General features: G+C 64.9%; 18 protein-coding genes. 15 read left to right on the top strand and 3 right to left on the bottom strand.

The genetic code is table 11. The features are described 5' to 3' along the window. Positions 1-4: 4 nt before the first annotated feature. Positions 5-706 carry a PP2C family protein-serine/threonine phosphatase gene (locus tag U743_RS12450; RefSeq protein ID WP_043768699.1) on the bottom strand — a complete coding sequence of 234 codons (702 nt, stop codon included), beginning with the start codon at positions 704-706 and terminating at the stop codon, positions 5-7. A 51-nt stretch (positions 707-757) separates the two neighbouring features. Next, positions 758-2,089, bottom strand: coding sequence for a multiheme c-type cytochrome (locus U743_RS18185; RefSeq protein ID WP_052368093.1), 1,332 nt, complete (start codon positions 2,087-2,089; stop codon positions 758-760). Between the two features lie 197 nt (positions 2,090-2,286). On the opposite strand from U743_RS18185, the gene U743_RS12440 reads away from it, so the two are divergent. The 15 genes from U743_RS12440 to U743_RS12370 all read left to right on the top strand — a co-directional run bounded on the left by U743_RS12440 (position 2,287) and on the right by U743_RS12370 (position 25,455). Then, the gene (locus tag U743_RS12440; protein WP_043768698.1) at positions 2,287-4,704 is read left to right on the top strand and encodes a cyclic nucleotide-binding domain-containing protein; all 2,418 of its coding nucleotides are present in this window, start codon (positions 2,287-2,289) and stop codon (positions 4,702-4,704) included. Then, the gene (locus U743_RS12435; RefSeq protein ID WP_052368091.1) at positions 4,691-5,668 is read left to right on the top strand and encodes a hypothetical protein; all 978 of its coding nucleotides are present in this window, start codon (positions 4,691-4,693) and stop codon (positions 5,666-5,668) included. Before U743_RS12440 ends, U743_RS12435 begins: the two co-directional genes overlap by 14 nt. Before the next feature lie 4 nt (positions 5,669-5,672). After that, the gene (locus U743_RS12430; RefSeq protein WP_043768696.1) at positions 5,673-7,307 is read left to right on the top strand and encodes an FHA domain-containing protein; all 1,635 of its coding nucleotides are present in this window, start codon (positions 5,673-5,675) and stop codon (positions 7,305-7,307) included. Continuing rightward, on the top strand, positions 7,279-9,420 hold the full coding sequence (locus U743_RS12425; protein WP_043768694.1) for a heme-binding protein: 2,142 nt from the start codon (positions 7,279-7,281) through the stop codon (positions 9,418-9,420). Before U743_RS12430 ends, U743_RS12425 begins: the two co-directional genes overlap by 29 nt. Continuing rightward, positions 9,410-11,467 carry a hypothetical protein gene (locus U743_RS12420; protein WP_052368086.1) on the top strand — a complete coding sequence of 686 codons (2,058 nt, stop codon included), beginning with the start codon at positions 9,410-9,412 and terminating at the stop codon, positions 11,465-11,467. The genes U743_RS12425 and U743_RS12420 overlap by 11 nt, the downstream gene beginning before the upstream one ends. 45 nt (positions 11,468-11,512) lie before the next feature. Then, entirely contained in the window at positions 11,513-15,274 is a 3,762-nt protein-coding gene (locus U743_RS12415) for an LVIVD (RefSeq protein ID WP_043768692.1), read from the top strand. A 44-nt stretch (positions 15,275-15,318) separates the two neighbouring features. Continuing rightward, positions 15,319-17,004: a hypothetical protein gene (locus U743_RS12410; RefSeq protein WP_156966431.1), complete on the top strand. Its 1,686-nt coding sequence runs from the start codon at positions 15,319-15,321 to the stop codon at positions 17,002-17,004. A 214-nt stretch (positions 17,005-17,218) separates the two neighbouring features. Beyond that, positions 17,219-18,565 carry a hypothetical protein gene (locus U743_RS12405; RefSeq protein ID WP_043768687.1) on the top strand — a complete coding sequence of 449 codons (1,347 nt, stop codon included), beginning with the start codon at positions 17,219-17,221 and terminating at the stop codon, positions 18,563-18,565. 402 nt (positions 18,566-18,967) lie between these two features. Further along, on the top strand, positions 18,968-19,750 hold the full coding sequence (locus U743_RS12400; protein WP_156966430.1) for a tetratricopeptide repeat protein: 783 nt from the start codon (positions 18,968-18,970) through the stop codon (positions 19,748-19,750). Between the two features lie 183 nt (positions 19,751-19,933). Continuing rightward, positions 19,934-20,728 (top strand): thymidylate synthase, encoded by a 795-nt coding sequence (locus U743_RS12395; protein WP_043768683.1) that lies wholly within the window; start codon positions 19,934-19,936, stop codon positions 20,726-20,728. Positions 20,729-20,876: 148 nt separating this feature from the next. After that, complete coding sequence (locus U743_RS12390; RefSeq protein WP_043768681.1) at positions 20,877-21,638, top strand: class I SAM-dependent methyltransferase; 762 nt, start codon at positions 20,877-20,879, stop codon at positions 21,636-21,638. 260 nt (positions 21,639-21,898) lie between these two features. Then, positions 21,899-23,296, top strand: a complete 1,398-nt coding sequence (locus U743_RS12385; RefSeq protein WP_043768680.1) for a hypothetical protein — start codon at positions 21,899-21,901, stop codon at positions 23,294-23,296. Positions 23,297-23,372: 76 nt separating this feature from the next. Beyond that, positions 23,373-23,855 (top strand): dihydrofolate reductase, encoded by a 483-nt coding sequence (locus U743_RS12380; protein WP_043768679.1) that lies wholly within the window; start codon positions 23,373-23,375, stop codon positions 23,853-23,855. Positions 23,856-23,950: 95 nt separating this feature from the next. Then, complete coding sequence (locus U743_RS12375; RefSeq protein WP_156966429.1) at positions 23,951-25,129, top strand: BamA/TamA family outer membrane protein; 1,179 nt, start codon at positions 23,951-23,953, stop codon at positions 25,127-25,129. A 65-nt stretch (positions 25,130-25,194) separates the two neighbouring features. Beyond that, positions 25,195-25,455, top strand: coding sequence for an acyl-CoA-binding protein (locus U743_RS12370; RefSeq protein ID WP_043768677.1), 261 nt, complete (start codon positions 25,195-25,197; stop codon positions 25,453-25,455). A gap of 118 nt (positions 25,456-25,573) precedes the next feature. On the opposite strand, the gene U743_RS12365 is transcribed toward U743_RS12370, so the two are convergent. After that, positions 25,574-26,407, bottom strand: coding sequence for an ATP-binding protein (locus tag U743_RS12365; protein WP_084191521.1), 834 nt, complete (start codon positions 26,405-26,407; stop codon positions 25,574-25,576). Positions 26,408-26,537: the final 130 nt, after the last annotated feature.

The following is a 26,537-nucleotide window of genomic DNA, read 5'->3' as shown; positions in this document are numbered from 1 at the left end:
CGGATCAGGCGACGGTCACGCAGATGACGCTGACGTTGTCTCCCGCCTCTGTCTCTGCCAGCGTCGCCGCGACCAGTGCGTCGGCGGCCCGCTGGTTGTCCTGATGCTCGCGAAGTATTGCCACGATGCGGCCCTGCGCGAGATAGCCGTGCAACCCATCGGAGCAGATCAGCAGGCGGTCTCCGGGGCGGGCGTCGACGGTGATCTCGTCGATCTCTGGCGGTCCGCTTTCCTGGATGCCGACGGCGCGCGTGACGACGTTGCGATTGGGGTGGCTTTCGGCCTCCTGCTCGGTAATCGCGCCGGCATCGATGAGACCCTGGACGAGGGAATGATCGCGCGAGATCAGCTGCAAGCTATCGCCGCGAAGCAGATAGGCGCGGCTGTCACCTACCCAGTAGGCCAGCAGCTTGCCCTCGTGCATGGTGAGCACTACGGCTGTCGAGCCCATGCGGTGGGCGGAGTCCGGACTGTCCATCAGGATATTGCGGTGAGCGGCGAGCAGAGCGTCCCGAGCGTTCTTGCCGGCGCGCAGGCCTTCGAGCACGCTGCGCACGACCGTCGCGCTGGCGACTTCGCCGCGCGACAGCCCCCCCATACCGTCCGCCAGCACCGCGGCGGGCAGCTCCTTGTCGACGCCGATGGCGTCTTCGTTGTGGTCGCGCGCACTACCCTCGTGCGTCGCGCCGGCCATATCCAGCTTCATGCGATTGCGTCTCCCGCCCCCGAACAAGCCGCGCAAGCCTAGCACCGGGGATCAGCCGGCTTGCATACCGGAAAGCGCTTGCCGCAGCTGTCGCAGTCCGGCTCGCATGGCGACGGGATCGTAGCGGCTTTCCGCGTCCACGGTCTTGAAGATGCGGTCCATGGCAGAGCCCACGTCCTTGCCGGGCTTGCGGCCGGTCTGCCGAAGGTGGGCGAGAAGCGCCTCCAGGCCGTAGAAGATCTGCTTGGCGGCGGTGTAGTCGCCAGCGTCGCGCTCGATACCGGAGCGGGCCAGCGCTTCCATAAGTGCCAGCGCCTGATTGCTGCCGATCTCAGCGTCGCGAATCGTCGGCAGAGCGCGGTCGATGAGCGCGCTCAGCGCGCGTGCCTGCTGGCGGACGGCACCGACCGAGTCCTGCGATGCACGGTGCAGGGCGTTCAGCGTGCCGCGCCAATCCTCGGCCAGGCTCGGCGCGAGCGCGTCGAGGACGTGCCCGGACATCAACAGGTAGGCGTCGGCCAGGCGCACCTCGCCCGGCCCGAGTGGGCCGCCGGCACCGGCATTCCAGCGCGGCTCCCGCATGGGGTGATGGCAGGCGTTGCAGTCGTAGAAGACCAGCTCGGGGAACATGCCGCGATCGCGGAAGCGCTCGCTGTCCAGGCCGCTCAGGAATTGCTCGGCGGCGATGAGTTGGCCGATGGCCCAGGTCTTGGCGGCCGGGGCGTAGGGCTTGCGCTCGCGGTAGTCGGCGTCAACCTGGAAATGCGGCGGTTGGATATTGGTGAAGGTATCCAGCTCGAAGTCCAGTGGTGGATGGCCGGCGCCCATCATGCGGTGATCGATGGGCTTGTCGGTGCTGCCCATGTGGCAGTTGATACACAGGCGCCCGCGGTTGACCGGGTCGGCCAGCGGGAAGAGGCCGTCGGCGATGTTCTCAGCGTGGGTGTTGTCGGTCACGTGCGGCCCCAGCCACTCCTCGGCGCCGCCGTGGCAGGCCTCGCAGCCGACACCTTCTCTTAGCGAGTAGCGCCGCCCGCGGCGTTCGGCCGGTACGTAGTCGCTGTGGCAGGTCAGACATTCGCGCGCTTCCTCGGCTTTGCCGATGCCCAGGTTCTTCGCCATGCGCTCGGCCTCGGGCGTCAGTAGCAGCTTGTAGGCGTTCGAATGTGCGTCCTCGCGCTGCCAGGTGAGGTATTCGTTCTGCAGCACGTAGGCGTCATCGAAGGCCTGCTGACCGCCGTGGCAGTTGCTGCCGGCGCAGGTGGCGACGCCGACGTGCTGGTACTTGCTGTTCCAGGGCATCTCCGGCGTGGCGGCTGCCGCGCCGGGCATTAACACCGTCGCGAGCAGGGTGAAGGCGGGCAGTAGCTTGGAAAGTCGCATAACGAAGGTCCTGTCGCGGGGATGCCCCATGTTCATGGTTCGTTATCTGCGCCAAAGATGCGCTCTCATGATAGGCAACGCAATCTACTGCGTCTCCGCACAACTTGCATCTGCGCGCCAGGGCTGCACACAGTCGAATTGGTGCATCGCTAGCCGCTTCCACATAGACTGAGGGCCGGTCGGGGGATCGCTTACTCATGGCAGAGAATGGCACGCATTACCGCATTGCCGTCGTAGGTTCCGGCCCCGGCGGGTTCTCGGCTGCCTGCCGTGCCGCCGAGATGGGCGACTCGCACATCCTGCTGGAGGCCAAGCCGCACCTCTCCAACACGATCTTCCGCTACCAGAAGGGCAAGCACGTGATGGCCGAGCCGTCGGTGCTGCCCTTGCGCGCCGCGGCGCGCTTCGACGCCGGCACGCGCGAGGCGATCCTGCAGGCTTGGGAAGAGGACGCCCGCGAGCGCGGCGTCAATATCCGATATGAGTCGGAAGTGGCAGCGATTCAGCGCGACGACTCGGTGTTCGCGCTGGAGTGCGCCAACGGTACGCGAGTGACCGCCGACGCCGTCGTGCTCGGCATTGGCGTGCAGGGCAATCCGCGCAAGCTGGGCGCTCCGGGTGAGGACCTGCCCGGTATCCAGTACACCCTTGATGACCCGGACGAATACCGCGACGAGGTCATCGTGGTGGTCGGCGCCGGTGACGCGGCCATCGAGAACGCGGTGGCGCTGGCCAAGCAAAACGCGGTGCACATCGTCAATCGCAAGGACGAGTTCTCGCGTGCCAAGGAGGGCAACAACAATCTGATCCTGCAAGCGATCGACGACGGCAGCGTGACCTGTCACTACAACACCACCGTCGATTCAGTCGAGGCCCTGCCGGTAGACGACCCCAGCGGTCGCAGCATGCGCCTGACGCTCAACGGCAAGGAGGATCAGGTCGTCGTCGATTGCGATCGCATCATCGCGCGTCTCGGCGCCATTCCGCCGCGTGGCTTCGTCGAGGCCTGTGGTGTCGAATTCCCCAGCGATGATCCGAACGCGGTGCCGCAGGTGTCGTCGACCTACGAGTCGAACGTGCGGGGGCTCTACGTCGTCGGCGCGCTGGCAGGTTATCCGCTCATCAAGCAGGCGATGAACCAGGGCTACGAGGTGGTCGAGACCATCTGCGGCCGCCCGGTACGGCCGGCCGACGAGCCGATTCTCAAGGAACGCTTCAACGTCTTTCCCTGGGTTGACGATGTCGAGGTGGTGCTCGATGTGCTCGCCGCGCGTTCGCCGATTTTCTCGGCGCTCAACCGCCTGCAGCTGCGCGAATTCCTGCTGGAGAGCACGATCCGGGCGCTCGACGAGGACGAGGTCGTCTATCGCCAGGGCGATCACGGTGCATCCGTCTTCGTCATCGTCTCCGGCGAGGCGCAGGTGACCTTCGGAACCGGCGATTTCAGCAAGACCGCGAAGATCCGATCGGGTCGCATATTCGGCGAGATGGCGCTGATCTCTGGGCGGCCACGCAGCGCGTCTGTGGCGGCCGGCAAGGACACGGTGGTGGTGGAGATCCCGCGCCGGGCCATGCTCAAGCTCATCGCCAGCAATGAGAAGGTGCAGCGTTACGTCGATCGTACTTTCACGATGCGCGCGCTGGAGCGCTTCCTGGCGCCGGGGGCCGACGAGTCGGAGCTGTCGCGCGTGGTGGCCGAGGCCGAACTGCGCGAGTTCCGCGCTGGCGATGCCATCTACGAGATCGGCGATGCGGCCGAGCATATCCATCTCATCCGCTCCGGCTCGGTGATGATGTCGGTGCCCGGTACCAAGGAGGATGTGATTCTCAACTACGTGCCGGGCGGCAACTACTTTGGCGAGCTTGACGTCATCGCCGGCACCGATCGCCAGCAGACCGCGCGCGCGGCCATCAAGACGCAAACCATCAGCGTACCGGCCGGCCCCTTCCTGGAGCTGCTGGAGAAATACCCGGCCATCAAGGAGCGCGTGCGCGAGCGCTTCAGCGCCCAGATCCAGCAACGCCTGGAGCTGGAGCGCAGCCCCGAGCGCGGCGCGATCATGCATTTCCTGCTGCAGGAGGGACTGGGTGAGGCCACCGACGCGCTGCTCATCGACGAGTCGCTCTGCGTGCGCTGCGACTACTGTGAGAAGGCTTGCGCGGCGACGCACGGCAATGTCTCACGGCTGAACCGCGAAGCCGGAGCGACCTTCGCCAATCTGCACGTGCCGACTTCCTGCCGGCACTGCGAGCATCCACACTGCATGAAGGATTGTCCTCCCGACGCGATTCACCGCGCCGCCAACGGCGAGGTCTACATCGAGGACACCTGCATCGGCTGCGGCAACTGCGAGCGCAACTGTCCCTACGGCGTCATCCAGATGGGCGTGGCCAGCGACGAGAAGCCCAGCCTGCTGCAGTGGCTATTGACCGGTGGCGGCCCCGAGCCGGGCAGCGAGATCAAGGGCAAGGGCAGCATCAAGAAGGCGGTCAAGTGCGATATGTGCGGCGACCGTGAAGAGGGGCCGGCCTGTGTTCAGGCCTGCCCGACCGGCGCGGCCATCCGCGTCGGCCCCGAGTCCTTCTTCCAGGTGCTGTCGCGTGGCGGTCGCTGAGCGCCTGCTACAGCGCCTGCGTTCGCGCGGCGCCGCAGCGGCCGAGCGCGAGGCCGAGCATCGCTCGATCTTCGTCTATGCCAATTTCCGGTACCTGAAAGCGGCGCTGCTGCTGTGCGCGCTGAGCATCCTGGCCTACGCGCTGCACGACCCGCATTTCCCGCCCAGCGGCAATACCTGGCTGGGCTACACGCTGGGCACCATCGGTGCGCTGCTGATCGTGTGGCTGGCTTGGCTGGGTGTGCGCAAGCGCAACTTTCGCGCCGGCACCGGGCGCGTCAAGGGCTGGGTCAGCGCGCACGTGTATCTGGGCCTGTCCCTGCTGATCGTGGCGACGCTGCACACCGGCTTCCAGTTCGGTCTCAACGTGCACACGCTGGCCTATACGCTGATGGTGCTGGTGATCGTCAGCGGCATCTACGGGATCATCGCCTACAGCATTCTCCCGACGCGGATCACCCAGGCGCGCGAGGGTGGCGAGTTCCGCGAGATGGTGGCCAGCATCGACCGCCTCGGCGAGCAGGCGCTGAAGCTGGCGGACCAGATCGACAGCGAAACCCACGCCGTCGTCGCGCGCTCGGTGGGCAGCGCCCGTGTTGGCGGCAGCGTCGGTGAGCAGCTGCGCGGCCGCTATCCGCGCGCGGACAGCAGCGGGACGCTGGAAGAGTTCCTCAAGCTCAAGGGCTCGGAGGTGGGCGCGGCGCCGGCCGGGCCGAGTGGGCGCCAGGCGACCATCGCCTTCTTCGCCGACCAGCTCTTCGATTCCGGACGCGAGCCGCGCGGTGAGAAACTGCAGAAGTTGCTGCAGGTGACCTCCGAGCGCAAGGCGCTGATCGAGCGCATCAATCGCGACACCACGCTGCGCGCGCGCCTCAACATCTGGCTGTATCTGCATGTGCCGCTGACCATCGCGCTACTGGCAGCGCTGGTGGTGCACATCGTCTCCGTCTTCCTCTACTGGTGACCCAATGAGCCTGCGCGTCGAGGTCATCCAGGGCGAGGAGCGTCGCAGCTTCGATACCGAGGCTACGATCTCGATCGGGCGCAGCGAGGAATCGACGGTGGTGCTGCCCGGTCTCTATGTGGCGCGGCGGCACATAGAGATCGCCCAACAAGACGGTGGTGCGCTGCACCTGCGCTGCAAGTCGCCGCTCGGCGTTGTCCGCAACGGCAAGACCGTGCGCGAGGACTGCGATCTTCAGCCCGGCGACAGGCTCGAGATCGCGGGTCACCAACTGTTGCTAACCATGGATCCGGGCAGCAAGGAGACCCTGCTTCGGATTACCGTTGATACCGGCGCCGCTTCCGGCACGGCGGGCGATCGACGACTGGATCTGCGCGCCGCCGGCTTGCGCATGCGCAGGCCGGCGCTGATCGCGGCTGCGGCCGTGCTGCTGTTGATGCTGGTGGTTCCACTGCTGCTGCGCGCGGTGGCGGTGCCACCGGTTGTAGAGACAGTGCTGCCTATCGACGACTGGTGGAGCTCCGGCCGGCTCAGCAATGCGCATCAGCACTTCGCCGAGGATTGCGGCAGCTGCCATCTGCAGCTTTTCCGGCGCGTACCCGACAAGGCGTGCATGGATTGCCACGAGGGTATCGCGCACCACTCCGACATGGTGGCGGAAGCCGGATTGAGCAGCCTGGACGAGCAGCGCTGCGCCAGTTGCCATCGCGAGCACGGTGGCGCGCACGCCGTGCTACCGGAGCACCCGGGCACCTGCGTCGATTGCCACGGCGATCCGGAGGCCTTCCCGGTGTCTACTGAACTGCGCCGCATTACCGCCTTCGAGGATCATCCATCCTTCCGCGCGACGGTGACGCGGCGCGAGGGCGCCGAGCTGGGCACCGCGCGTCTGCTGCTGTCCGAAGCCCCGGCCGACGAGACAGGTCTGGTTTTTCCGCACGATGTGCACCTGGACGAAGAAGGCGTGCTCGGTCCGGACGGACCCGAGCAACTCGCCTGCAGCAGTTGTCATCGCCCGGACGCCGGCGAGGTGGGCTTCCGCGCCATTCGTTTCGAGCGCGATTGCCAGTCCTGCCATCAGCTGGACCTCGTCGTCGGCGAGGATCTGTTGCGTCTGCCGCACGCCGAGCCCGCGGCCGTTCGCCAGCAGGTGCGCTCGGCAGTCGCCGCACTTCCGGAGGGCGCCTTCTCGCGTCGACCGGACAGTTCGGCGCGACGCCGGGCGGGTGCCGAAGCTGAACGCGGTGGCCCGGTCTCGGCCGATGCGCTGGTCGCGGAGGTCTTCTCGACCCGCGTCTGTGCCAAGTGTCATGAGCCTGCCGAAGACGCCGAAGGGCTGCCGGACGTCCAGCCGGTAAGGCTGCGCAGCAGCTGGCTTGTGCACGCGCGCTTCACGCACGCCGATCACGGCTGGGTGTCCTGCGGCGATTGTCATGCGGCGCGTGACTCGGAGGATGCGGACGAACTGCTGCTACCGGATCTGGCGACTTGTCGCTCCTGCCATGCCGGGGTAGCATCAAGCAGAGGCGTTCGCTCGGCCTGCATAGATTGTCATGGCTTTCACGTCGCACATGACACAGTGATGGGCTGGGCGCAAGGGGATAATCAGCATGAGCCTATGGGATCCACGGGGGATTAGGGCTTTCGCAGTGGCTGCCGGGGCGTTGTTGTGCCTGGCGGCCTGCTCGGGAGACCGTAACGATAGTCAACGCGGCATCGGCGCTGGCCCGGAGCCCTGTGACGGCTCCTGCCAGGACACGCCGACGCAGCTGAGCAGCGGCGACGTCGGGCGCATCATCGCCCAGGGCGTCCAGGAGGCCGAAGCGCGCAGCATGCCGGCGACCATCGGCGTGGTCGATCGCGTTGGCAATGTGCTGGCCATCTACCGCATGGACGGTGCGCCCGAGACCATCCGCATTACCTCCGGGCCGGAGCCCATCACCGGCGCACCCGTGACCGGCGGCCTGGATGGGGTCGAGATCGTCGCCTCGGAGCTGGGCGTGATTTCCAAGGCGCTGACTGCGGCCTACTTCTCCTCGGAAGGCAACGCCTTCACCACGCGCACGGCCAACCAGATCATCCAGGAGAACTTCAATCCGGGTGAGTTCAACACGCCCGGCGGACCGCTCTTCGGCGTGCAGATCAGTCAGCTGCCCTGCTCGGATATCTCGCAGCGATTCGACGGTAGCGGCCCCAGCCCCGGTCCGCATCGCGCGCCAATCGGTTTCGCGGCCGATCCGGGCGGGCTGCCTCTTTACAAGAACGGCACGCTGGTCGGCGCGGTGTCGGTTATCGCTGACGGCGAATATTCGCTGGACAAGACCATTACCGACAATGATCGGAACGTCGACGAGCTGGTGGCCACGGCCGCCAGCTTCGGCTTCGGCGCGCCGCGCAACCGGCGCGCGGATGTCATAACGGTAGAAGGCAAGACGCTGCGCTTCGCCGATGTCGATTTCGGCGATCTCGCGAGTGACCCGGAGCAGGCGCCGGCTTTCGGTGCGCTGGATCCGGCGGACCCGGGCTTGCTCGCCGTGCTCGGCTACACGGTCGACGACCCGGCCGATCCGCCGCCGCCGCTGCGCGCCGGCACGGCCTTTGGTCAGCCCGAGTCAGGTGTGCGGCCGGCTGATCCGGCCCTCTTCGATCCAGCGCTGGACGCTTTCGTGCTGGTCGATGACGCCAACAACAACCGCTTCCCGCCGACGGCCGGCGTCGGTGGTCTGTCCGCGGACGACGTCCAGCGCCTGCTCGCCGACTCGATCTCGCTGGCCAACCGCTCGCGCAGCCAGGTGCGCAAGCCACTTGGTTCCAGCGCCGGTATCCATGTCACTGTCGTGGACATCAACGGCGATGTACTGGGCATGGCGCGCACTCGCGACGCGCTCATCGATGCCGTCGACGTCACGACGCAGAAGGCGCGCACCGCGCTGACGCTCTCCGCAGACTTCGCGGCCGATCGGCTCAACAGCCTGCCGCCGGCTGGTTATCTCGGTGAGGGCGATCTCAATACGGTCGTGCAGCGCGCGCTGAACGACGATCAGGCGGAATCCGAGATCCCGCCTTATGTGCAGGCCTATCGCGACTTCTTCGATCTGCCGCAGGGGCTGGCCGACGGCAATATTGCCTTTTCCACCCGCGCGGTCGGCAATATCTCACGTCCCTTCTATCCGGACGGTCAGAACGGCGCCGGTGGCGTCAACCCGCAGCCCGAGGGGCCACTTTCCAAGCCGCCGGGCGAGTGGAGCATCTTCTCGACGGGGCTGGAGCTCGATCTCGTCTACAACGCGGTGGTGCGTCACCTGGTCTACGTGCTGCAGGTGCCGAATCCGGGTAATCCGGCACAGCCTCTATTCGACACCGACGTTGCGCGCAACTGCACGGGCTACAGCTCGATTCCGGACGGTCTACTGGCGCAGACGGATGCCTTTAGCGAGTTGCGCAACGGCCTCACTCTCTTCGCCGGCGGTTTCCCGATTTACGATGGCAGCGGTGAGCTGATCGGTGCGATTGGCCTTTCCGGTGACGGGCTGGAGCAGGACGATTTCCTGCCTTTCCTGGCTGTCGATCGCGTCGGCAAGGAAACCGGGAATCTGCAGAATGCGCCTCGCGAAATCCGGGCCGATGTGCTGCAGGCAAAAGATCCCGGCCTTCCACCCGACGCGCGCGAGGTCAATCTGCGCTGGGTGATCTGCCCGCAGTCGCCCTTCCTCGACGATCCAACCGAGCAGGAGGTCTGCAATGACCTCTAAGCTGATGCTGCATCGAAACAGTTCGACTGCGCTGGTATTGGCACTTGTGCTTGGCTTGAGCGCGACCGACAGCAATGCCCAGGACGACCGCCGCCGCCCCGGTGAGCGCGCCGAGCGCGGCTCGGAAGTCGATGCACCGCCGGCGCCATCCGAGCGGCAGCAGCAGCGTCAGTCCGAGCCTGCGCCAGCGGCTCGCGAGCTGCAGCCTGCGACCGAACGTCGCCGCGCCGGAGACGCTCCGGCAGCGCGCGAGACGCCCGCCGTACAACGGCGCCGCCCCGGTGCCGACGATGCCCCGGACTCGCAACCGGCGGTGCAGCGCAGCGAGCGGCGGCGGCCCGGCCAGTCCGAGGCCACCACGCGCACCTCGCGTGGCGAGCGTCCCGATCCGGGGTCGCCCGTGCGCGAGCGCCAACCCTTCGACTTCAACGCGGCCTCCGGGCTGAAGCCGGTGGCGAAACCCCCGCGCGGCGCCAGCTATGAGAAGGAAACGGTGGCCAACGACCGTTGGTTCCTGACCCAGCGCCTGGGTCTTACCGATTATCCCTGGTGGGATCCCTACAACCAGAACACGCTGAAGGCGGACCGCCCCATCTTCGGCGACTGGTTCTTCAACACGCTGTTGGTTTCGGATACCCAGTACGAGCCGCGCCGGCTGCCGACACCGGTCGGCCCGCAGGGTGAGGACGGGCCAGGCAGTGCGGACCTGATCGGTGACGGCGAGCAGACCCTCTTCGCACAGAATCTCGCGGCTTCCTTCGTGCTCTACCGCGGCGACACCACCTTCATGCCGCCGGACTGGGAGTTCCGCTTCACTCCGATCTACAACTACAACTACGCCGAGGTCGAGCAGGCGCGTGTGCTGCGCATCGACCCTGGCCGTGGCACGACACGCTCCGACAATCATTTCGCGATCCAAGAGCTGTTCATCGATTACCACATCCGAGACGTGTCGACGCAGTACGATTTCGACAGCGTCCGTTTCGGTATCCAGCCCTTCAACGTCGATTTCCGTGGCTTCCTCTTCCGCGACCAGCCCTTCGGCCTGCGTTTCTTCGGCAACCGCAGCAACAACATCTTCCTTTACAACATCGCCTGGTTCCGGCGCATGGAAAAGGACACCAACAGTGAGCTGAACGACGCTGGCCAGTCGCTGCGCGACGACGACATCTTCGTCTTCAACCTCTACTGGCAGGATTTCCCCAGCCGTGGTTTTACCAGCCAGGGCGTGCTGCTCTACAACCGCAACACCGAGGGCGATAATGCGCCCTATTTCAACAACAACGACTTCATCGAGCGGCCGGCCTCCATCGGTCTGGAGAAGGCACGCAATTACGATGTCGGTTACATCGGCTACAACGGCGAAGGCCACTTCGGCCGGCTCAATACCTCGGTGTCCACCTATCTGGCACTGGGCAGCGCCGATCGCGGCGTCTTCGTTGACCGCGAAACCGACATCCGCGCCTTCTTCGGTGCCGCGGAGTTGTCGGTGGACTTCGACTGGCGGCGCCTGCGCTTCCAGGCGCTCTACGCCTCCGGCGACGACGACGCCTACGACGACACGGAGACCGGATTCGATGCCATCTTCGAGAACCCGCTCTTCGCCGGCGCCGACACCAGCTTCTGGGTGCGGCAGAACGTTCCGCTCATCGGCGGCGGCGTCGTGGCGCTGTCCGGTCGCAACGGTATCCTGAACTCGCTGCGCAGCTCCAAGGCGCAGGGCCAGTCCAACTTCACGAATCCGGGCTTGGCGCTGATCGGCATCGGGGCCGATCTCGACATCACGCCGCAGTGGCGCTTGTCGACGAATCTGAATCAGCTCGCATTTGCTGATACGGCAGTGCTGGAGGCGGCACGCCAGCAGCCCGGCATCGACCGCATGATTGGTACCGACGCTTCGGTGGCCGCCATCTGGCGCCCCTTCTTTACGCAGAACATCGTTTTCCGAGCATCAGCCGCGGCGCTGCTGCCGGGTAAGGGCTACGAGGAGCTCTACGGCGACGAGGTCGCCTACTCGATGCTCTTCAATCTCACACTCCTGTGGTGATCGGCGGTGGCAAGCCGTGCCTCGCAACCGATCGGGTGCATTGACATGACTGTTTCCACGCTCCGCCAACTCACTATCGCCGCGCTGGTTTTCGCGGGTCTGGGGGCCGTCCCGGTCGAGGTCGCGCAGGCGGCCAGCGGCGAGAAGGCGGTCGCTCGCGACTACGAGCCGGCGCCGCCGGCGCCCCGCCAGCAGTCGCCGGAACAGGCCGACGCCAAATCGGCGGGTTGCGTGACCTGCCATACCGATACCGACGCCAAGACCATGCACGACAATCCGGCCGTGACGCTGGGTTGCACGGATTGCCATGGCGGTGATGCCGGCGTGAAGCGCCCGCCTGGCGGTGATGGCATCGTCGACAAGAATTACCTCGCGGCCCTTGAAGAGGCGCATGTGCTGCCGCGCTATCCGGACAGCTGGAGCTGGCCGGATTCGGGGAACCCGGAGCACACCTATACGCTGCTCAACAAGGACAGCCCCGAGTTCGCGCGCTTCGTGAATCCCTCGGATTACCGTGTCGTGCGCGAGGCGTGCGGCGCTTGCCACCTTCCTGTGATCGAGGCTGCCGAGCGCAGCCTGATGGCGACTACGGCGATGTTCTGGCAGGGCGCTTCCTACAACAACGGCATCCTGCCCTACAAGCGGCCGATCCTCGGCGAAGCCTACACGCGCGAGGGCGAGGCCGCGATCATCAAGGGGCCGGTCGAGCCGAACGAGAACATGAAGGGCAAGGGCGTGGTCGACACGCTCTATCCGATGCCGGCCTACGAAACGGTGCCTCCCGGCGACGTCTTCCGCATCTTTGAGCGCGGTGGGCGCATTATCGTCAATCTCTTCCCCGAGACGGCGCAGGTCAATGCCATTGGCCCCAATCTGGGCACGATTCAGGTGCTTGAGGAGCCGGGGCGCCCGGATATTCGCCAGTCGAACCGCGGTCCCGGCACCGGTAACCGCATCTCGATTCCTGTGCTCAATCTGCACAAGACGCGCCTCAACGACCCGCTGATGTGGTTCCTGGGCACTAACGACCAACCCGGCGATTACCGCAGCTCGGGCTGCGCCTCCTGCCATGTGGTCTACGCCAACGATCGCGACCCGCGGCATTCGGCGCAATACGCGAAGTTCGGCCACAGCGGCAAGTCGCAGAGCGTGGACCCGACCATTCCCAAGGACGAGTCCGGCCATCCGCTGGAGCACAAATTCACCAGCGCGATCCCGACCAGTCAGTGCATGAGCTGCCACATGCATCAGCCGAATATCTTCCTGAATTCGATGCTCGGCTACACGATGTGGGACTACGAGTCCGACGCGCCCTTCATGTGGCCGGAGGAGCAGAAGTACCCGACGCCTGAGGAGGAGCGCGAGATCAACCGCCGCAACCCCGAAGGTGCGGCGGTGCGGGGCAAGTGGAGCGACGTCGACTTCCTGAAGCAGGTCTGGGAGATGAATCCGGAGCTGAAGGAAACGCAGTTCGCCGATTATCACGGCCACGGCTGGAACTTCCGCGCCGTCTTCAAGCGCGATCGCGAAGGCAATCTGCTGGATGACGAGGGCGATATCGTCGCCAACGACGATCCCGAGAAGTTCGACAAGGCCGTGCACATGTCCTCGATCCATGTCGACAAGGGCATGCATTGCGTCGACTGCCACTTCTCACAGGACGTCCACGGCGACGGCCATATGTACGGCGAGGTTGCTCAGGCCATCGAGATCCAGTGCGCGGACTGCCACGGTACCGCCGACGCCTATCCGCCGCTGCTGACCTCCGGGCCGGCTGCGCCGGAAGGTGGCACCGATCTGTCGACGATGCGCACGCCTTTCGGCGAGCTTCGCTTCGAATGGCGCGGCGGCAAGCTGATCCAGCGCTCCAACCTTGATGAGGATCTGGAGTGGGAGATGTCGCTGGTCAAGGACAGCGTTTCCAAGGGGCACGCCGCATACAACAGCAAGGCCGCGCGCGCCAAGTTGATGAGCTCGGATACCGAGACCCAGAACTGGGGCGCGGACGTCGCGCCCGAGGATCGTGCGCACAAGAACGAAGAGATGATGTGCATCACTTGCCACAGTTCCTGGACCACGAGCTGCGCAGGCTGCCATCTGCCGGTCGAGGCCAACTGGAAGACCGAGCGACAGCACTACGAAGGCGGCAAGCGGCGCAACTTCGCGACCTACAATCCGCAGATCACGCGCAACGACGTCTACCAGCTGGGCCGTCACGGACCCGCCAAGGGCAACCGCATCGCGCCCGTGCGTTCCTCCAGTGCGCTGGTGCTCAGTTCCACCAATGCCAACCGCGAGAAGATCTACGTGCAGCAGCCGCCGGTGTCTTCCAGCGGCTACTCCTCGCAGGCTTTCGCGCCGCACTATCCGCATACCGAGCGCAAGACCGAGACGCAGGGATGCACGGACTGTCACCTGTCGGAGGACAACGACAACAACGCCTGGATGGCGCAGCTGCTGCTGCACGGCACCAATTTCATGAACCTGATTGGCTACCACTCGTGGGTGGGTCTGGACGGCGGCCTCTCCGCGGTCAAGGTCACCGAGTGGGAAGAGCCGCAGGCGGTCATCGGCAGCTATCTGCATCGCGAAGCCTACCCGGACTGGCACGAGCAGCATCTGGAGCGGGATCGCGAGCTGAAGGGTCGCGAGGAGCCGATCGCGCACTCCCACAATGCGCCCGGGCCGGTCAACTGCATTCAGTTGCGCGGCGAGTATCTCTACGTCGCGCAGGGTGACGGGGGCTTCGAGGCCTATGACGTAGCGTCTATCGGCAACAAGGGCTTCTCGCAGCGGATGATCAGCGCGCCCTTCTCGGCGCTGGGCCACGATACGCAGGTGGATTCGGCCAACGCGACCTGTGTGGCGCTGCCGACGACGCAGCCGATCCATCCGGATCGCAACACCGAGTACATGCAGGAGGTTAATCAGGAGCAGCCCTTCCATCCGATCTACGACTTCGCGTTGATCACCGACGCGGAAGAAGGCCTGATCCTGGTGGACGTCAACACGCTCTCTGATGGCGAGCCGCGCAACAACTTCCTGGAGCGCGCGCTCACCTGGAACGAAGGCGGAGTGCTCGACGGCGCGCGCCACCTGACGGTGGCCGGCTACTACGTCTATGTCGCCACCGACGAGGGTATCGTCGTGCTCAATCTCGACGATCCGATGCAGCCGCGCGTGGCCGCCCGCATTCCGCTGCAGGGCGTGCGCGCCACGGCCGTGCAGTTCCGCTATCTCTTCGCCACCACCGACGCCGGGCTGGAAGTCGTCGATGTGACCGACCCCAACGAGCCGCGTCTCACCGGCGCGAAGGTCCCCTTCGAGAACGCACGCAAGGTCTATCCGGTGCGTACCTACGCCTATGTGGCGGCGGGCAGCGAGGGTCTCGGCATCGTCGACATCAAGAACCCCGAGGAACCCAAGCTGGTACAGAGCTTTGACGCCGATGGCCAGATCAAGGATGCCTGGGACGTGCAGGTGGGCGGTGCCTACGCTTCTCTCTACGCCTACGTGGCGGATGGCGAGGCCGGCCTGAAAGTGCTGCAGCTGATGAGCCCGGAAAGCCAGCCGAACTACTACGGCTTCTCGCCGGCACCCAAGCCCGAGCTGATCGCCTGGTACCGGACACCGAAGCCGGCTCGCGCGCTATCCGAGGGCCTGCATCGCGACCGCGCCGTTGACGAGACCGGTGGCCAGATGGCGGTCTTCGGCCGCATCGGCTCGCGGCCCTTCACGCTGGAAGAGCAGCAGGCGATGTACCTGAACGATGCAGGCGAGCCCTGGTTCGTGACCGACGAGCCATGAACGACTGAACGAACGCTTGGCGGGCTGTGGGCTGCGGGCTGCGAATGGAGTTGTGGCGCGTCGTGTCCCCCTCGAAGAGCCACGAAGAAGCAAGGAGAAGCGCCATGACATTTGCACTGCGTCCTGTTCATCTCGCCGGAAGTGTTCTGCTGGCCACCATGCTCACCGCTTGCGGCGGAGGTGGCGGCGGCGCCGGGATCATCGACCCCGGCGACAGCGATAGCGTTGCCGATGCCCTCCGAGTGAAGTTCGGGGGCAGTGACGCGACCGTAGTGGAAGGCGATCCGCCCCGGCAGAACACCGAAACTGCGGGCAATCCGGCGCTGGATGTGCCCGATGAACAGGACCGTCGGGTAACCCCTGGACAGACCAAGGAGATCAGCTACGACGCCGATACCGAGGGCGCCTCTGCCTTATCGGTGCTCTACGCCAAGGTTACGGGCTCGGGCAGCTTCTTCCGCGCAGAACTCTCCCAGGCGCAAGCCTATTCCAAACAGAGCGGCGGCTTGCCGAGCCTCAGCCTGGAAATTCCGGGCAACCTGGGAGCCGGAGAGTTCTGCGTACAGGTGTCGATCCAGGACGACGCGCAGCGCGTTTCCAATGTCGATGAGATCTGCTTCGAGAGCGTGCCCGCGGACGGTAGCGCCGCCGCTGCTCTGGAAAGTCTGCAGGGAAACTGGGAACGCTGTTTCGACGGGCGAATCGAGATGCTGGCGATCGACGGCGACATTCTCGACTTCTCGGAGGCCGAGTACGCAAACCAGAATTGCACTGGTGATGTGCTCGCTACCTTCAGCGATACGTTGCAGATCACGGTCGGCCCCGAGCTGATCTCTGACAGCGGCCTCACTGTCAACGAGATTGACCTTGAGGTGATCGATTCTCCCAACGAAAGCGAGATAGGCAACAGGGAGTTCAGCATCTTTCGCGTTGATGATGACACTGACCAACTCTTTACCAGTCTGGACGATGCGAGCAGTCCAGAGAACCGACCGACGGCGCTCGACCTCGACAATCCTTACACGCGAGCAGCCGGAGGCGGCAACGCGCAGCTCACGGGCAGCTGGCGACTCGACACCGGCGACCCCGACAGTCTCGCACTTATCAACTTCCTGCCCGACGGCACTTATGTGCTGGCTTCCGTCAGCCAGCAGGACTCCGTCGATCAGCGCGGCATGGAATGGGCGAGCTACACGCGCGATGCCGAGTCGGGGCTGCTGGACATCAGCATCATCTTCGACAGCACCGGCGCGGCCGGCCTGTTCGATACCACCGAGGGAGATCAGCAGGTCGAGGATATCTTCGTGAACCTGAGCGGTGAGCGGCTCGTCATCGAGGTCTTCGAGGACGGGCAGGCCGACGAGCGGCTCGAGCTCGACCCCATCGCATCGAACGGGATTCTGGGCACCTGGCTCGTGCGGCAGCCCAACGAGAACGACCTCCTGCTCTTCAACTTTCTCGACGACGGCAGCTACATCCATTTCGAAGTCGACGACGACGATCCTGAGGAAACCTCCGGATTGGAGTGGGGCGATTACACGCACGACCCCGCCAGCGGGGTGCTGACGGTAAGCGGTCGCTTCGACGAGAACGGATCGACGGGCTTGTCCGACGCCTACGATCCGCCGCCCAATCTCTTCCTGAGCGCGAATGGTGATGTGCTGACTCTGGAGGTGGATGAGGATGGTGATCAACATATCGAGGATTCCGTGAGCTTTGAGCGGCAGTAGCCGAGGCCCCGCGCCACGCTGACGATTGGCACCGGTCTACGCTGTGCCAGCCGATATCTGATGCCCTCGATGCGTCGGGTGCAGATGAACTACGGCCCTTTCTGCGAAGCATTTGCTGCAAGGAGCGACATGACCCGAAGAATGGGGACGCAGCCCACTTGCCTCTCTCGGCCAAAGGAGTAATCTGGTGAAAACACAAAGGCGGAGTAACGTGATGAGTGCAAACGAAGGCAATAGCCTGTGGCCCCGTTTTCTTGCGAGCCTGCTGGCGGGAATCCTTGTCGTCGGACTGACCGCCTGCGGCGGCGGCGGTGGTGGTGGTGGTGTCATCGACCCCGAGGATAGTAATGCCATGTCCCGCGCACTCGCGGTGAAGTTCGGGGGCGTGGATGCGGAGCGCAAGGAAGGGGATCCGCCAGCTTCCAATCCTAGTGATCCGGAAAACCCGACGGTCAGCGATGTTCCCGGAGAGGAAGATGTGACTCCGGGGGAGACCAAGGAGATCAGCTTCAATGCTGATGCCAGCCCGTCTTCGGCGCTTGCGGCCCTGTACGCCAAGGTGACCGGTTCCGACGATTACTTCGAAGCCGGTGTGGATCAGACGCAGTCGCTCACCAAGCAGACGAACGCTCCGATAACACTCAGCTTCGATATTCCGGAGAATTTGGGCGCTGGCGAGTTCTGCGTGGATATCTCAGTCGGCGATACGGAGTCCCGGACTTCTGAAAGCGAGCAGGTCTGTTTCAACGTCCGCCCCGAGGAGTTCAGTCCGGCTGCGGTCCAGGCTCGCCTCCAGGGCACATGGGAACTCTGCAACGGTCGCTTTCTGGAGACCGGAACCTTCCAAGGTGGCACCCTGAGCTTCAGCGAGACCGAGTACGCGGAAACCGGTTGCTCGGGAGCTGTTGTCGATACCTTCAACGACACGCTCCAGTATTCGATCGGACCCGCCTTCACGGCTGACGATGGTCTGTTCGCGAACGAGTTCGACGCCGAGGTCACCGAGTCAGATGCACCGGAGGATGTCGGTCTGCAGTTCTCCGGGATCTTGCGGGTTACCGAGCAGCCGGATGAGCTCTTTCTCAACGTCGGTGAGGAGAACGGTTCGCCCTCCGCCCGTCCGACGGGTTTCGCCGGGCAGGATCCGTACCTGCGACCGCAGAGCAATGGTGGAGGCGGTGGAAGCAGCACGCCTCTGGAAGATCAGGCTTGGAGCTTCTCGGTTAACGGAGAAGTTACGCAGGACGGTGAGACGCAGAATGTCAGCTTCGAGAGTCCGGAGCCCGTGAATGGGCTCAGCGTCCCGCAGCAACAGCCGGATGAGAGCGATATTGTCCTTTCCGACAGCTTCTCCGCCGGTTTTCAGGAAGCGTGCGACCAGTTCGACGGCGAGGCCCAAGTCGAGCAGCTCGACTTCACGCGAAATGGCGGCGGCGAAGTTGGTACGGTGGTTGAACTGATCATCGACTATTTCGCTGATGGAACCTGCACGCAGGATGGTGAAACCCAGCAGATCAATGTTGATGTTCGGCTCACCTACAACTGGACGCGCCTCGAGTAAGTCGACGGTGCAACGGATCGGAAAGGGGGCTTCGGCCCCCTTTTCGTTTGATAGGGGGTCACATGCGCGGAGCATGGAGCATGGAGCATGGAGCATGGGCCTGACACGTGGATCAGCACGGCATTTCTTCGTAGCTAACTGCAGTTAGCCAGAGGCAATTCACTCATGAATGCGTTTCTTATCGGATTGGGCGTAGGCGTTATCGCGGTTCTTCCGATTGCGTGGGGCCTGTTGCGTCACTTCGGTTTTGGCGCCCGTTTCGCCGGTTATATGGCTCTCGCCACGGTTCTTGTGCTCGCCTTTTCCGTGTGGGCAGGTTGGCACTTCGCTGGCGCCGAGGAGCGCGTACAGGGCGACAGTCTCCGCGCCCACCGCGATAATCCCGAGCGTACATCGACCGGGTTGGCGGAAAGCTTCGAGGCTGAGCTCGCCGCTCGTGGCGAGGATGTCAGCGTCGATGAGCTGGTTCTGCTCGCGCGAACCCAGGAGGCGGCGCGCAAGTACGAAAAGGCGGCCGCGACCTACGCGCTCGCTAATCGCAGGACGGACTTTGGCAACGCCGACATGCTGGTTGCCGAGGCGCAGGCCCGGCTGAATGCGCCGCACGCCGACGGCGGCGCGAGCTTGGCGCGAGAGCGTCTGGATCAGGCGCTGGCCTTGGCGCCGGAGCATCCGGGTGCCAACTACTACCTCGCTTCGCTGAAGCTTCAGGCCGGCGACACTCAGGGGGCGCTGCCGCATCTGGAGTTGGTGCTGGACTCGGGCATTCTGCAGCCCGATGCGCAGTCGCTGCTGCGGGATCGCATCGCGGAGTGGCGGGGAGAAGCCGCCACGACGGAGTTTGTCGAAGCGGAGGTCGCAACGGCGATGGAGATCGTGGTGGAAGCAGACGCGGCTATTGAAGCTGTTGGTGGGACGCTGTTCGTGTTTCTCCGCCGTCCGGAAGGACCGCCGATGCCGCTGGCGGCAAAGCGTGTGGGCGCGCCGAGCTTCCCGTTGACTCTGACCATCAGCGATGCCGACCGCCTGCAGGAGGGTCGCTCGCTGGCGAGCTATGACCGACTCATGGTGGGTGCGCGCCTGTCCACCAGCGGCGAGGCGACCGGCAATCCGGGTGACCCGCAAGCGCAGGGCGAAATTCGTCCTGCCACGGGAGAGGCGCTGCGGCTCAAGCTCGAACAGTAGCTTGATTGTGCGTGCGCCGCGGCAGGGGAGTTCGTATACCGGAGTGTTCGCTTGTTGCGCCAACAGGCGTCGGGTTCCTTCGCCGGATGTATCATGCGAAGCCGCACTGCCGCTATGTCGAATCGCTGATCCATCGGCCTTATTGATGCGCGGCGCGCCGGCTCACGACTAACTGCCCGTTACATGACGCCCTATCTCGAATTGATGCGCCGCGCCCTCGAGGAGGGAACGGATAAGACCGACCGTACCGGCACCGGCACGCGCTCGGTTTTCGGGCATCAGATGCGCTTCGATCTCTCCGAAGGCTTCCCGCTGCTGACGACAAAGAAGCTGCATCTGAAGAGCATCATCTACGAGCTGCTCTGGTTCCTGCGTGGCGAAACCAATGCGCGCTGGCTGCAGGAGCACGGCGTGCGCATCTGGAACGAATGGGCCGGCGCGGACGGTGAGCTCGGTCCGGTCTACGGCGCGCAGTGGCGCAGCTGGCCGACGCCTGATGGCGGGCATATCGATCAGATCAGCCAGGTCCTGCAGCAGATTCGCGACAATCCCGATTCGCGTCGGCACATCGTTTCAGCCTGGAATGTCGCCGCGTTGCCCGAGATGGCCTTGCCGCCCTGCCATCTGCTTTTCCAGTTCTACGTCGCCGATGGCCGGCTGTCCTGCCAGCTCTATCAGCGCAGCGCCGACATCTTCCTGGGCGTACCCTTCAATATCGCCAGCTATTCGCTGCTGACGCTGATGGTGGCGCAGGTCTGCGATCTGCAACCGGGCGATTTCGTCTGGACCGGCGGCGATTGTCACGTCTACAGCAATCACTTCGAGCAGGCGCGCACCCAGCTCGAGCGCGCACCACAACCGCGGCCCACGATGCGCCTGAATCCCGAGCGACGCGATCTCTTCGCTTTCGCCTACGGGGACTTCACGCTGGAGGGCTACGACCCACACCCGCATATCCCGGCGGCGGTCGCCGTCTGATGCTGGCATGGGCCGCAGGGCCCACTGCTGCGGCATTCCTGGGGATCTTCGGCCGGCTTCGGCCGCGCTTGCAGGCGCCCTACCGGCTTGACCCATCCCCGGGTGACGGGGATCATTCGCTGCTTTCCAGTCAGGGGTATCCCCGCGAATGAGTGATTCCGGCGTCAAGACCGACGAGAAGAAGCAGCACTTTGACGACATCTACGTGGCCGAGAATCCGGTTCCTTTCAAGGAACGGATCATGGACGCGCTGCAGTATGTCTCGGACAACTTCAACCAGCAGAGTTTCGATCGGTTGATCCTGCCCTGGGCGCAGCAGAAGACAGCCAATGGTACGCCTCTCAATTTCGTCGATCTGGCCGGCTGCTTCGGAAATACCACCATGGCCACGCTCAACGGCATGGATTACGACGCCATTCGCGATAACTGGAAGGATGCCGAATCTGCCAGAAAGGTTGCGCAGCCACGCCGTTTCCCGGCGCAGGTCACGGGTATCGACATCTCTGCCAATGCGCTGGCCTACGGTAAGTCGGCCGGGATCTACGACACCACGATCGAGGCGGATCTCAACCATCCATCCGCAGAGACCCAGGCGCAGCTCAGCGACACGCTGCGCGCGGCGAACATCCTGATCTCCACCGCGGCGCTGGTCTATCTCGAACCGGAGGCTGTTGCGCGGCTGATGGATGCCTTCGCCGATGGGCAGGATGAAGGCTATATGCTCGTCAACTTCCTCAACCCCTTCGCTCTCGAAGCGGCCGATGCCACCAAGCGCACGCTGCTCGAGCGCTTCGAGTTCGTCGGCAGCATGGCCTCGCGCCATCGCATGATGTCGCCCATCGAGCGGGAGAACTATCCCGGCGAGGAATGGGCGCTGCTGGAAGTCTGGGTGCTGCGCCGCCGCGCCTAGGCGTAACCACTGGCGTGCGCAGCGGCGCGACGCCATCAGCCGCGGCATCCCTCCTCTGACCATCACGGCGGCAGCGGCGCTCCGGCGCTTGCCCGCCCGGAGTGGTCGTGCGATGTCAGCTACAGCTTGTCATCCCAGGCTTACCTGAACGCTCCTTCAGGCGGACGCTACCGATCATCGGTGGCTGGCGTTTTACTCCGAGGTCCCTGCGTAGGGTGGTGCGCAGGGTGGAGGGAAAACACATGGAAGGAGACAGTTCGATGCTGAAGAATCCGATTTCGTTGCTATCCGTCGGCGCGGCGGCGCTGCTGCTGGCGGCCTGCGGCGGTGGTGGTGGCGGCTCCACTCCCAATGCTGGCAATCCAGGCGACGACAACAACGCCTCTGTCAATGAAGTGTTCGCGAAGTTCGACTGCAGCTTCGCTGCAGAGGGGCCGGTCGCTGGACCATTGGACGAGGCGCAGAGCGCGCTGATCGAGCAGACAGCCAGCAATCTCGGCGACAACGAGCAGCTCGGCGAATCCGCAGTCGCGATCATCACCGGCGTTTCGCGTCTGCTGGATGTCGTGGATGCGCTCGCGGCGAGCGGCGAGAGCCTGGCCGTCAGCCAGGATCCCGAACTTGCGAGTCAGGATCTGCTGGGTGCGACGCAGGCGCTGCAATGCGGCGCGGCTTCCCTCGCCGAGGCGGGGCAGGCCAGCCCGCTGGCGACGCTGCCCGAGATGGATCAACTGCTTGAGGATCTCAAGAATCTCGCGCTGGCGCTGGATGCCCAGGACCCCGCGACTCTCGGGCCGGAAGGCATTGAGACGCTGACCGCGCGCATCGCCGATGTTGCCGAGACCTTGTCGGCTCTCGCCACGCTGGCGGCGCAGGACATCGGCCTTCCGGGCGTGCCTCCGGAGCTCCAGGGACTACTCACGCTGCCCAGCATCCTGCTCGCCGATATCGCCGACACATTGCGCGCTGCGGGAACGCTGGATGGTCAGGGTGTCGCCGACGGGCTCTCGACCGCCGTCGGCGGCGTGCTTAGCGGGGTGCTGAACCTGGCCCCGGGTGATGCGGCAGCCGGGCCTTTGGCGCAGGCGGAAGCCTCGCTGCGCGAAGGGCTGGGTCAGCTGCTGGTGCCGCTCTTCGACGCCATCGCCGGTCAACTGAGCGATGGCGGCTTCCAGCCCGATGCCTTCGCCGATTTCCTTGCCGGTGGTTTCGCCGGGGAGACTGATTTCGCGCTCGCCGGTGCCATTGCCGGCGCAGACGGATTCGGCACCGCACCGCTGGCTGAGCGTCTTGCCGGCATCCCGGTGCTCGGCGACATTCTGGCTCAGGTGCTGGCTGCTGACGGCGTCGATACGGGCGAACTGGAAGGCGGCTTGCCGCTGATCTCCGCGCTGCTATCCGGTGGCGGTGAAGATGGCCTGCCGAGCCTGCTGGAGGCGCTACAGAGCGCGGCCGGTCAGTTGCAGAGCGCCGGCGGCGGCGATGCCTCCGAGCTGCCCACCGATGCCGAGGGGCTGCTGGCCCTGTTGCCGCAGCTCGGCAACGGCGACAACCCGCTCGCGAGCACGCTGCAGAGCATCTTCTCGACGCTGGCCAGCGGCGACAGTGGTGGTCTGCAGGGCTTGCTGGACAGCTTGGCCGGGCTGCTCGGCGCCTGATCGCAGCGGGAAATAAACCGCATTCTCTATCGATCGGCGGCGCCCTAGAGGCGCCGCCGTCTTTTACACTGCCGGCATGGATATTACTCTCGTGCTGGCGATGGACGACGACGGTCTCATCGGTGCCGCCGGCGGGTTACCCTGGCGTATGCCAGCCGACCTGCGCCACTTCCGGGAGTTGACGATGGGCCGGACGATCGTCATGGGACGAACGACCTGGCAGAGCATCGGGCGTCCTCTCGATGGGCGGGACAATTGGGTGCTCAGCCGGGATCCGAGCTTCGAGGCCGACGGCGCGCGTGTTTTCACGGATATCGATAGCCTGCTTGCGGCCGCACCAACGAGCGGTTTGGCTGTGATTGGCGGGGCGCGCGTTTACGAGCAGCTGATGCCGAAGGCCACGCGTATCGAGCTGACACGCATCCACGCTCGGCTCAAGGGGGATGCCTATTTCCCCGACCCGGCGCTGGAAGGCTGGCGCACCACTGACCTGGTCGTCCATCAGCCCGATTCTCGTCATGCCTGGCCCTACAGCTTCCAGACACTGGTTCCGCGGTGAGGTCAGGGCGCTGCTTGGCAATCGCCTGTTACGGGCTGCTTGCGCCATCGCTGCTTTTCGCCGCTGAATGCCCGGAAGGCGAGCGGTCGCGCCCCGTGGCGGAAATCGTATTCGAAGGCAACGAGGTGACGCGTCGCGAAACGCTGACGCGCGAACTCGCGTTCGGCCCTGGCGACCCGGTTTGTCCAGCTGATCTGCAGCGTGGACGTCAGGCGTTGCTCGACCTGCGTCTCTTTCGCGAGGTCAATTGGCACGAGGAGGCCACTGAGGACGGGGGGCTGCGCGTCGTCTACAGTGTGCGCGAGCGCTGGTACTTTCTGCCTGTTCCACGGGTCGACGCCAACAGCGACGCGACTTTCGGTCTGGGCGTGAGTCTGAACTGGAACAATGTTGGCGGCCGTAATCACCGCCTGTCGATGAGCGCGGTGCGACGCGAACTCGAGGAGCGCACGCTCGACGACGAAACCATCGTCAGCGCCGCCTACAACTGGCGCCGCTTTGGCGGGACGCGCACGAATATCACGCTGCGCGGCAGCGACAGTCGCGAGAGCGCTGTCGACGGTGATAGTCGTTTCCAGGATCGCGAGATGAGCTTCGGTGTGGGGGCCTCCAGGCAGCTCACCAGTCACCAGACCGGTCAAGGCTGGGCGCTGGATGGCGGCCTCGACTGGGTGCGCGGCAGTAATCGCGGGCGCGAGGCGCCGCCCGACGAGGGTGTGTTGGTCGCGCCCAGCATCGGGCTGTCCTACACGGATCTGCACTCCTCGGTCTACAGTGAGCGTGGTTTTACCGCGCGCATCGCCATGTCCGCGAGTGTTCCCGAGCTCTCGGACTACGATCAGACGCGCTTCGGTGGTGCGGTGCTGCACATTCAGCCCATTGGCGAGCGCGCGCACCAGCGCCTGCATCTGCGCGCCAGCGCTGGCAGCTTCCACGGCGGCCCGTCCCAGCGACGCAGCGACACCTTTCAGCTCGGCGGGGCCAGCAATCTGCGCGGCTACGACAACGAGTTCGGGGAGGGTGATGTCTTCTGGACCGTGGGTGCGGAGTACCTGCGCCCCGTCGGCTGGGAATGGTTGCGAGTCCTCGCCGTGCTCGAGGCCGGTCAGGTCCATCGCGCCAGCTTCCCGGACCGGGATCCCGGCTTCATGGCCAGCATCGGTCTCGGCTTCCGCGTTCGCTTTACGTGGTTCGTCGACGCCGAAATCGAACTCGGCGTTGCCTACCCGCTGCGTGGCGGCGATGGCCTCCGCGGTTTTGCCGGCGGCGTTTGAGACGGCTTCGGGGCCATTCGTGGTAAAACCGGTATCTCAAACAATCTCACCGGGAAGTGCATCGCATGAGTGATCTGAAGTCCGCATTCGAGCAGGCCCAGGCCGACGTCAAGACTCTGACCGAGCGCCCCAGCAACGACGATCTGCTCGCCCTCTACGCCCATTTCAAGCAGGCCACCGACGGCGACGTTTCGGGCAAGCGCCCGGGCATGCTGGATATGGTGGGTCGCGCCAAGTACGACGCCTGGGCCGGCCTCAAGGGCGTGAGCAAGGATGACGCCATGCAGAAGTACATCGACAAGGTCAACGAGCTGCTCGGCCGCTAGGGCCGATAGCGAGTCACCACGGGCTCCACAGATTCCCGGGGTTCCTTCTGCTGGCGCTGACTTTGTCAGCGCCAGCAGACACCAGAAAGATCTGTGTCAATTTGCGAAATCTCTGGTTCTAGGATTTTTCGCGGGATTCTATAGCTCGGCGCCCCACCCAGTCGCGCGCGAATTGCGCGGCGACGCGCCCGGAGCGGGATGCGCGCTGTAGCGCCCAACGCAGCGCTGCCTCGCGTGCGGCTTCGTCCATTTTGCTGCCCAGCGCCTGCAGGTGGTGATCCACCAGCTGCAGATACTGCTGCTGCTCGAAGGGCGGGAAGGACAGCCACAGCCCGAAGCGCTCGGAGAGCGAGATCTTCTCCTCGGTCGTCTCGCCGGGGTGCAGCTCCTCGTCGACCATGCGGTAGGCCTCGTTCTCGGATTGATGCTCCGGCATGAGATGTCGGCGGTTCGAGGTCGCGTAGATCAGCACGTTCTCCGCCGGCTCTTCAATGCCGCCGTCGAGAGCGGTTTTCAACTCCATCAGGGCGCGGTCGCCCGGTGTTACCGAGAAGTCGTCGACGTAGATCAGGAAGCGCTCGGCGCGGTCGCGCAGCGGCGCGACGATGTCGGGCAGCGCCACCAGATCGTGGGGTGGCACGGCTACCAGGCGCAGGCCCTCGTCGGCAAAGCGGTGCAGCATCGCCTTTACCAGCGAGGACTTGCCGGTGCCCCGTGCGCCGGTGAGCAGCGCATGATTGGATGGATGGCCGGCCACGAATTGCTGCGTGTTCGCCAGCAGGGCCGCCTTCTGGCGGTCGATGCCATGCAGATCCTCAAGGGCGAGGGTATGCGGGTGCGCGATCGTCTGAAGGCCGCCATCGCGCCAACGGTAGGCCAGCGTCGAGGGATCCTGTTGCTCGGGCGTCACGGTTTCCTCGCTGGTTGGTGAGCACGCATTCTGCCGCCGCATCCTCGTTCGGGAAAGTGGGATCTCGTCACTCCTACGATGGGCGCGTCACGCGTTCGGCGCCAGATTCCACGCAGATATCGAGAATCCGCGAGCGCACCGCATTGCGTCGCTCGCGCTAGGGAGACGGGGG

The organism is Algiphilus aromaticivorans DG1253 (assembly GCF_000733765.1).
Taxonomy (GTDB): Bacteria; Pseudomonadota; Gammaproteobacteria; order Nevskiales; family Nevskiaceae; genus Algiphilus; species Algiphilus aromaticivorans.
Note: the sequence above shows the minus strand (reverse complement) of the source record. Positions and strands in the feature narration are given on the sequence as shown.

What these genes read in the sequence shown, in the direction of transcription:
- U743_RS12450 (WP_043768699.1), bottom strand. Translation starts at nt 706, where the DNA reads ATGAAGCTGGATATGGCCGGCGCGACGCACGAGGGTAGTGCGCGCGAC.
- U743_RS18185 (WP_052368093.1), bottom strand. Translation starts at nt 2,089, where the DNA reads ATGCGACTTTCCAAGCTACTGCCCGCCTTCACCCTGCTCGCGACGGTG.
- U743_RS12440 (WP_043768698.1), top strand. Translation starts at nt 2,287, where the DNA reads ATGGCAGAGAATGGCACGCATTACCGCATTGCCGTCGTAGGTTCCGGC.
- U743_RS12430 (WP_043768696.1), top strand. Translation starts at nt 5,673, where the DNA reads ATGAGCCTGCGCGTCGAGGTCATCCAGGGCGAGGAGCGTCGCAGCTTC.
- U743_RS12425 (WP_043768694.1), top strand. Translation starts at nt 7,279, where the DNA reads ATGAGCCTATGGGATCCACGGGGGATTAGGGCTTTCGCAGTGGCTGCC.
- U743_RS12420 (WP_052368086.1), top strand. Translation starts at nt 9,410, where the DNA reads ATGACCTCTAAGCTGATGCTGCATCGAAACAGTTCGACTGCGCTGGTA.
- U743_RS12415 (WP_043768692.1), top strand. Translation starts at nt 11,513, where the DNA reads ATGACTGTTTCCACGCTCCGCCAACTCACTATCGCCGCGCTGGTTTTC.
- U743_RS12410 (WP_156966431.1), top strand. Translation starts at nt 15,319, where the DNA reads ATGGAGTTGTGGCGCGTCGTGTCCCCCTCGAAGAGCCACGAAGAAGCA.
- U743_RS12405 (WP_043768687.1), top strand. Translation starts at nt 17,219, where the DNA reads ATGAGTGCAAACGAAGGCAATAGCCTGTGGCCCCGTTTTCTTGCGAGC.
- U743_RS12395 (WP_043768683.1), top strand. Translation starts at nt 19,934, where the DNA reads ATGACGCCCTATCTCGAATTGATGCGCCGCGCCCTCGAGGAGGGAACG.
- U743_RS12390 (WP_043768681.1), top strand. Translation starts at nt 20,877, where the DNA reads ATGAGTGATTCCGGCGTCAAGACCGACGAGAAGAAGCAGCACTTTGAC.
- U743_RS12385 (WP_043768680.1), top strand. Translation starts at nt 21,899, where the DNA reads ATGCTGAAGAATCCGATTTCGTTGCTATCCGTCGGCGCGGCGGCGCTG.
- U743_RS12380 (WP_043768679.1), top strand. Translation starts at nt 23,373, where the DNA reads ATGGATATTACTCTCGTGCTGGCGATGGACGACGACGGTCTCATCGGT.
- U743_RS12370 (WP_043768677.1), top strand. Translation starts at nt 25,195, where the DNA reads ATGAGTGATCTGAAGTCCGCATTCGAGCAGGCCCAGGCCGACGTCAAG.
- U743_RS12365 (WP_084191521.1), bottom strand. Translation starts at nt 26,407, where the DNA reads ATGCGGCGGCAGAATGCGTGCTCACCAACCAGCGAGGAAACCGTGACG.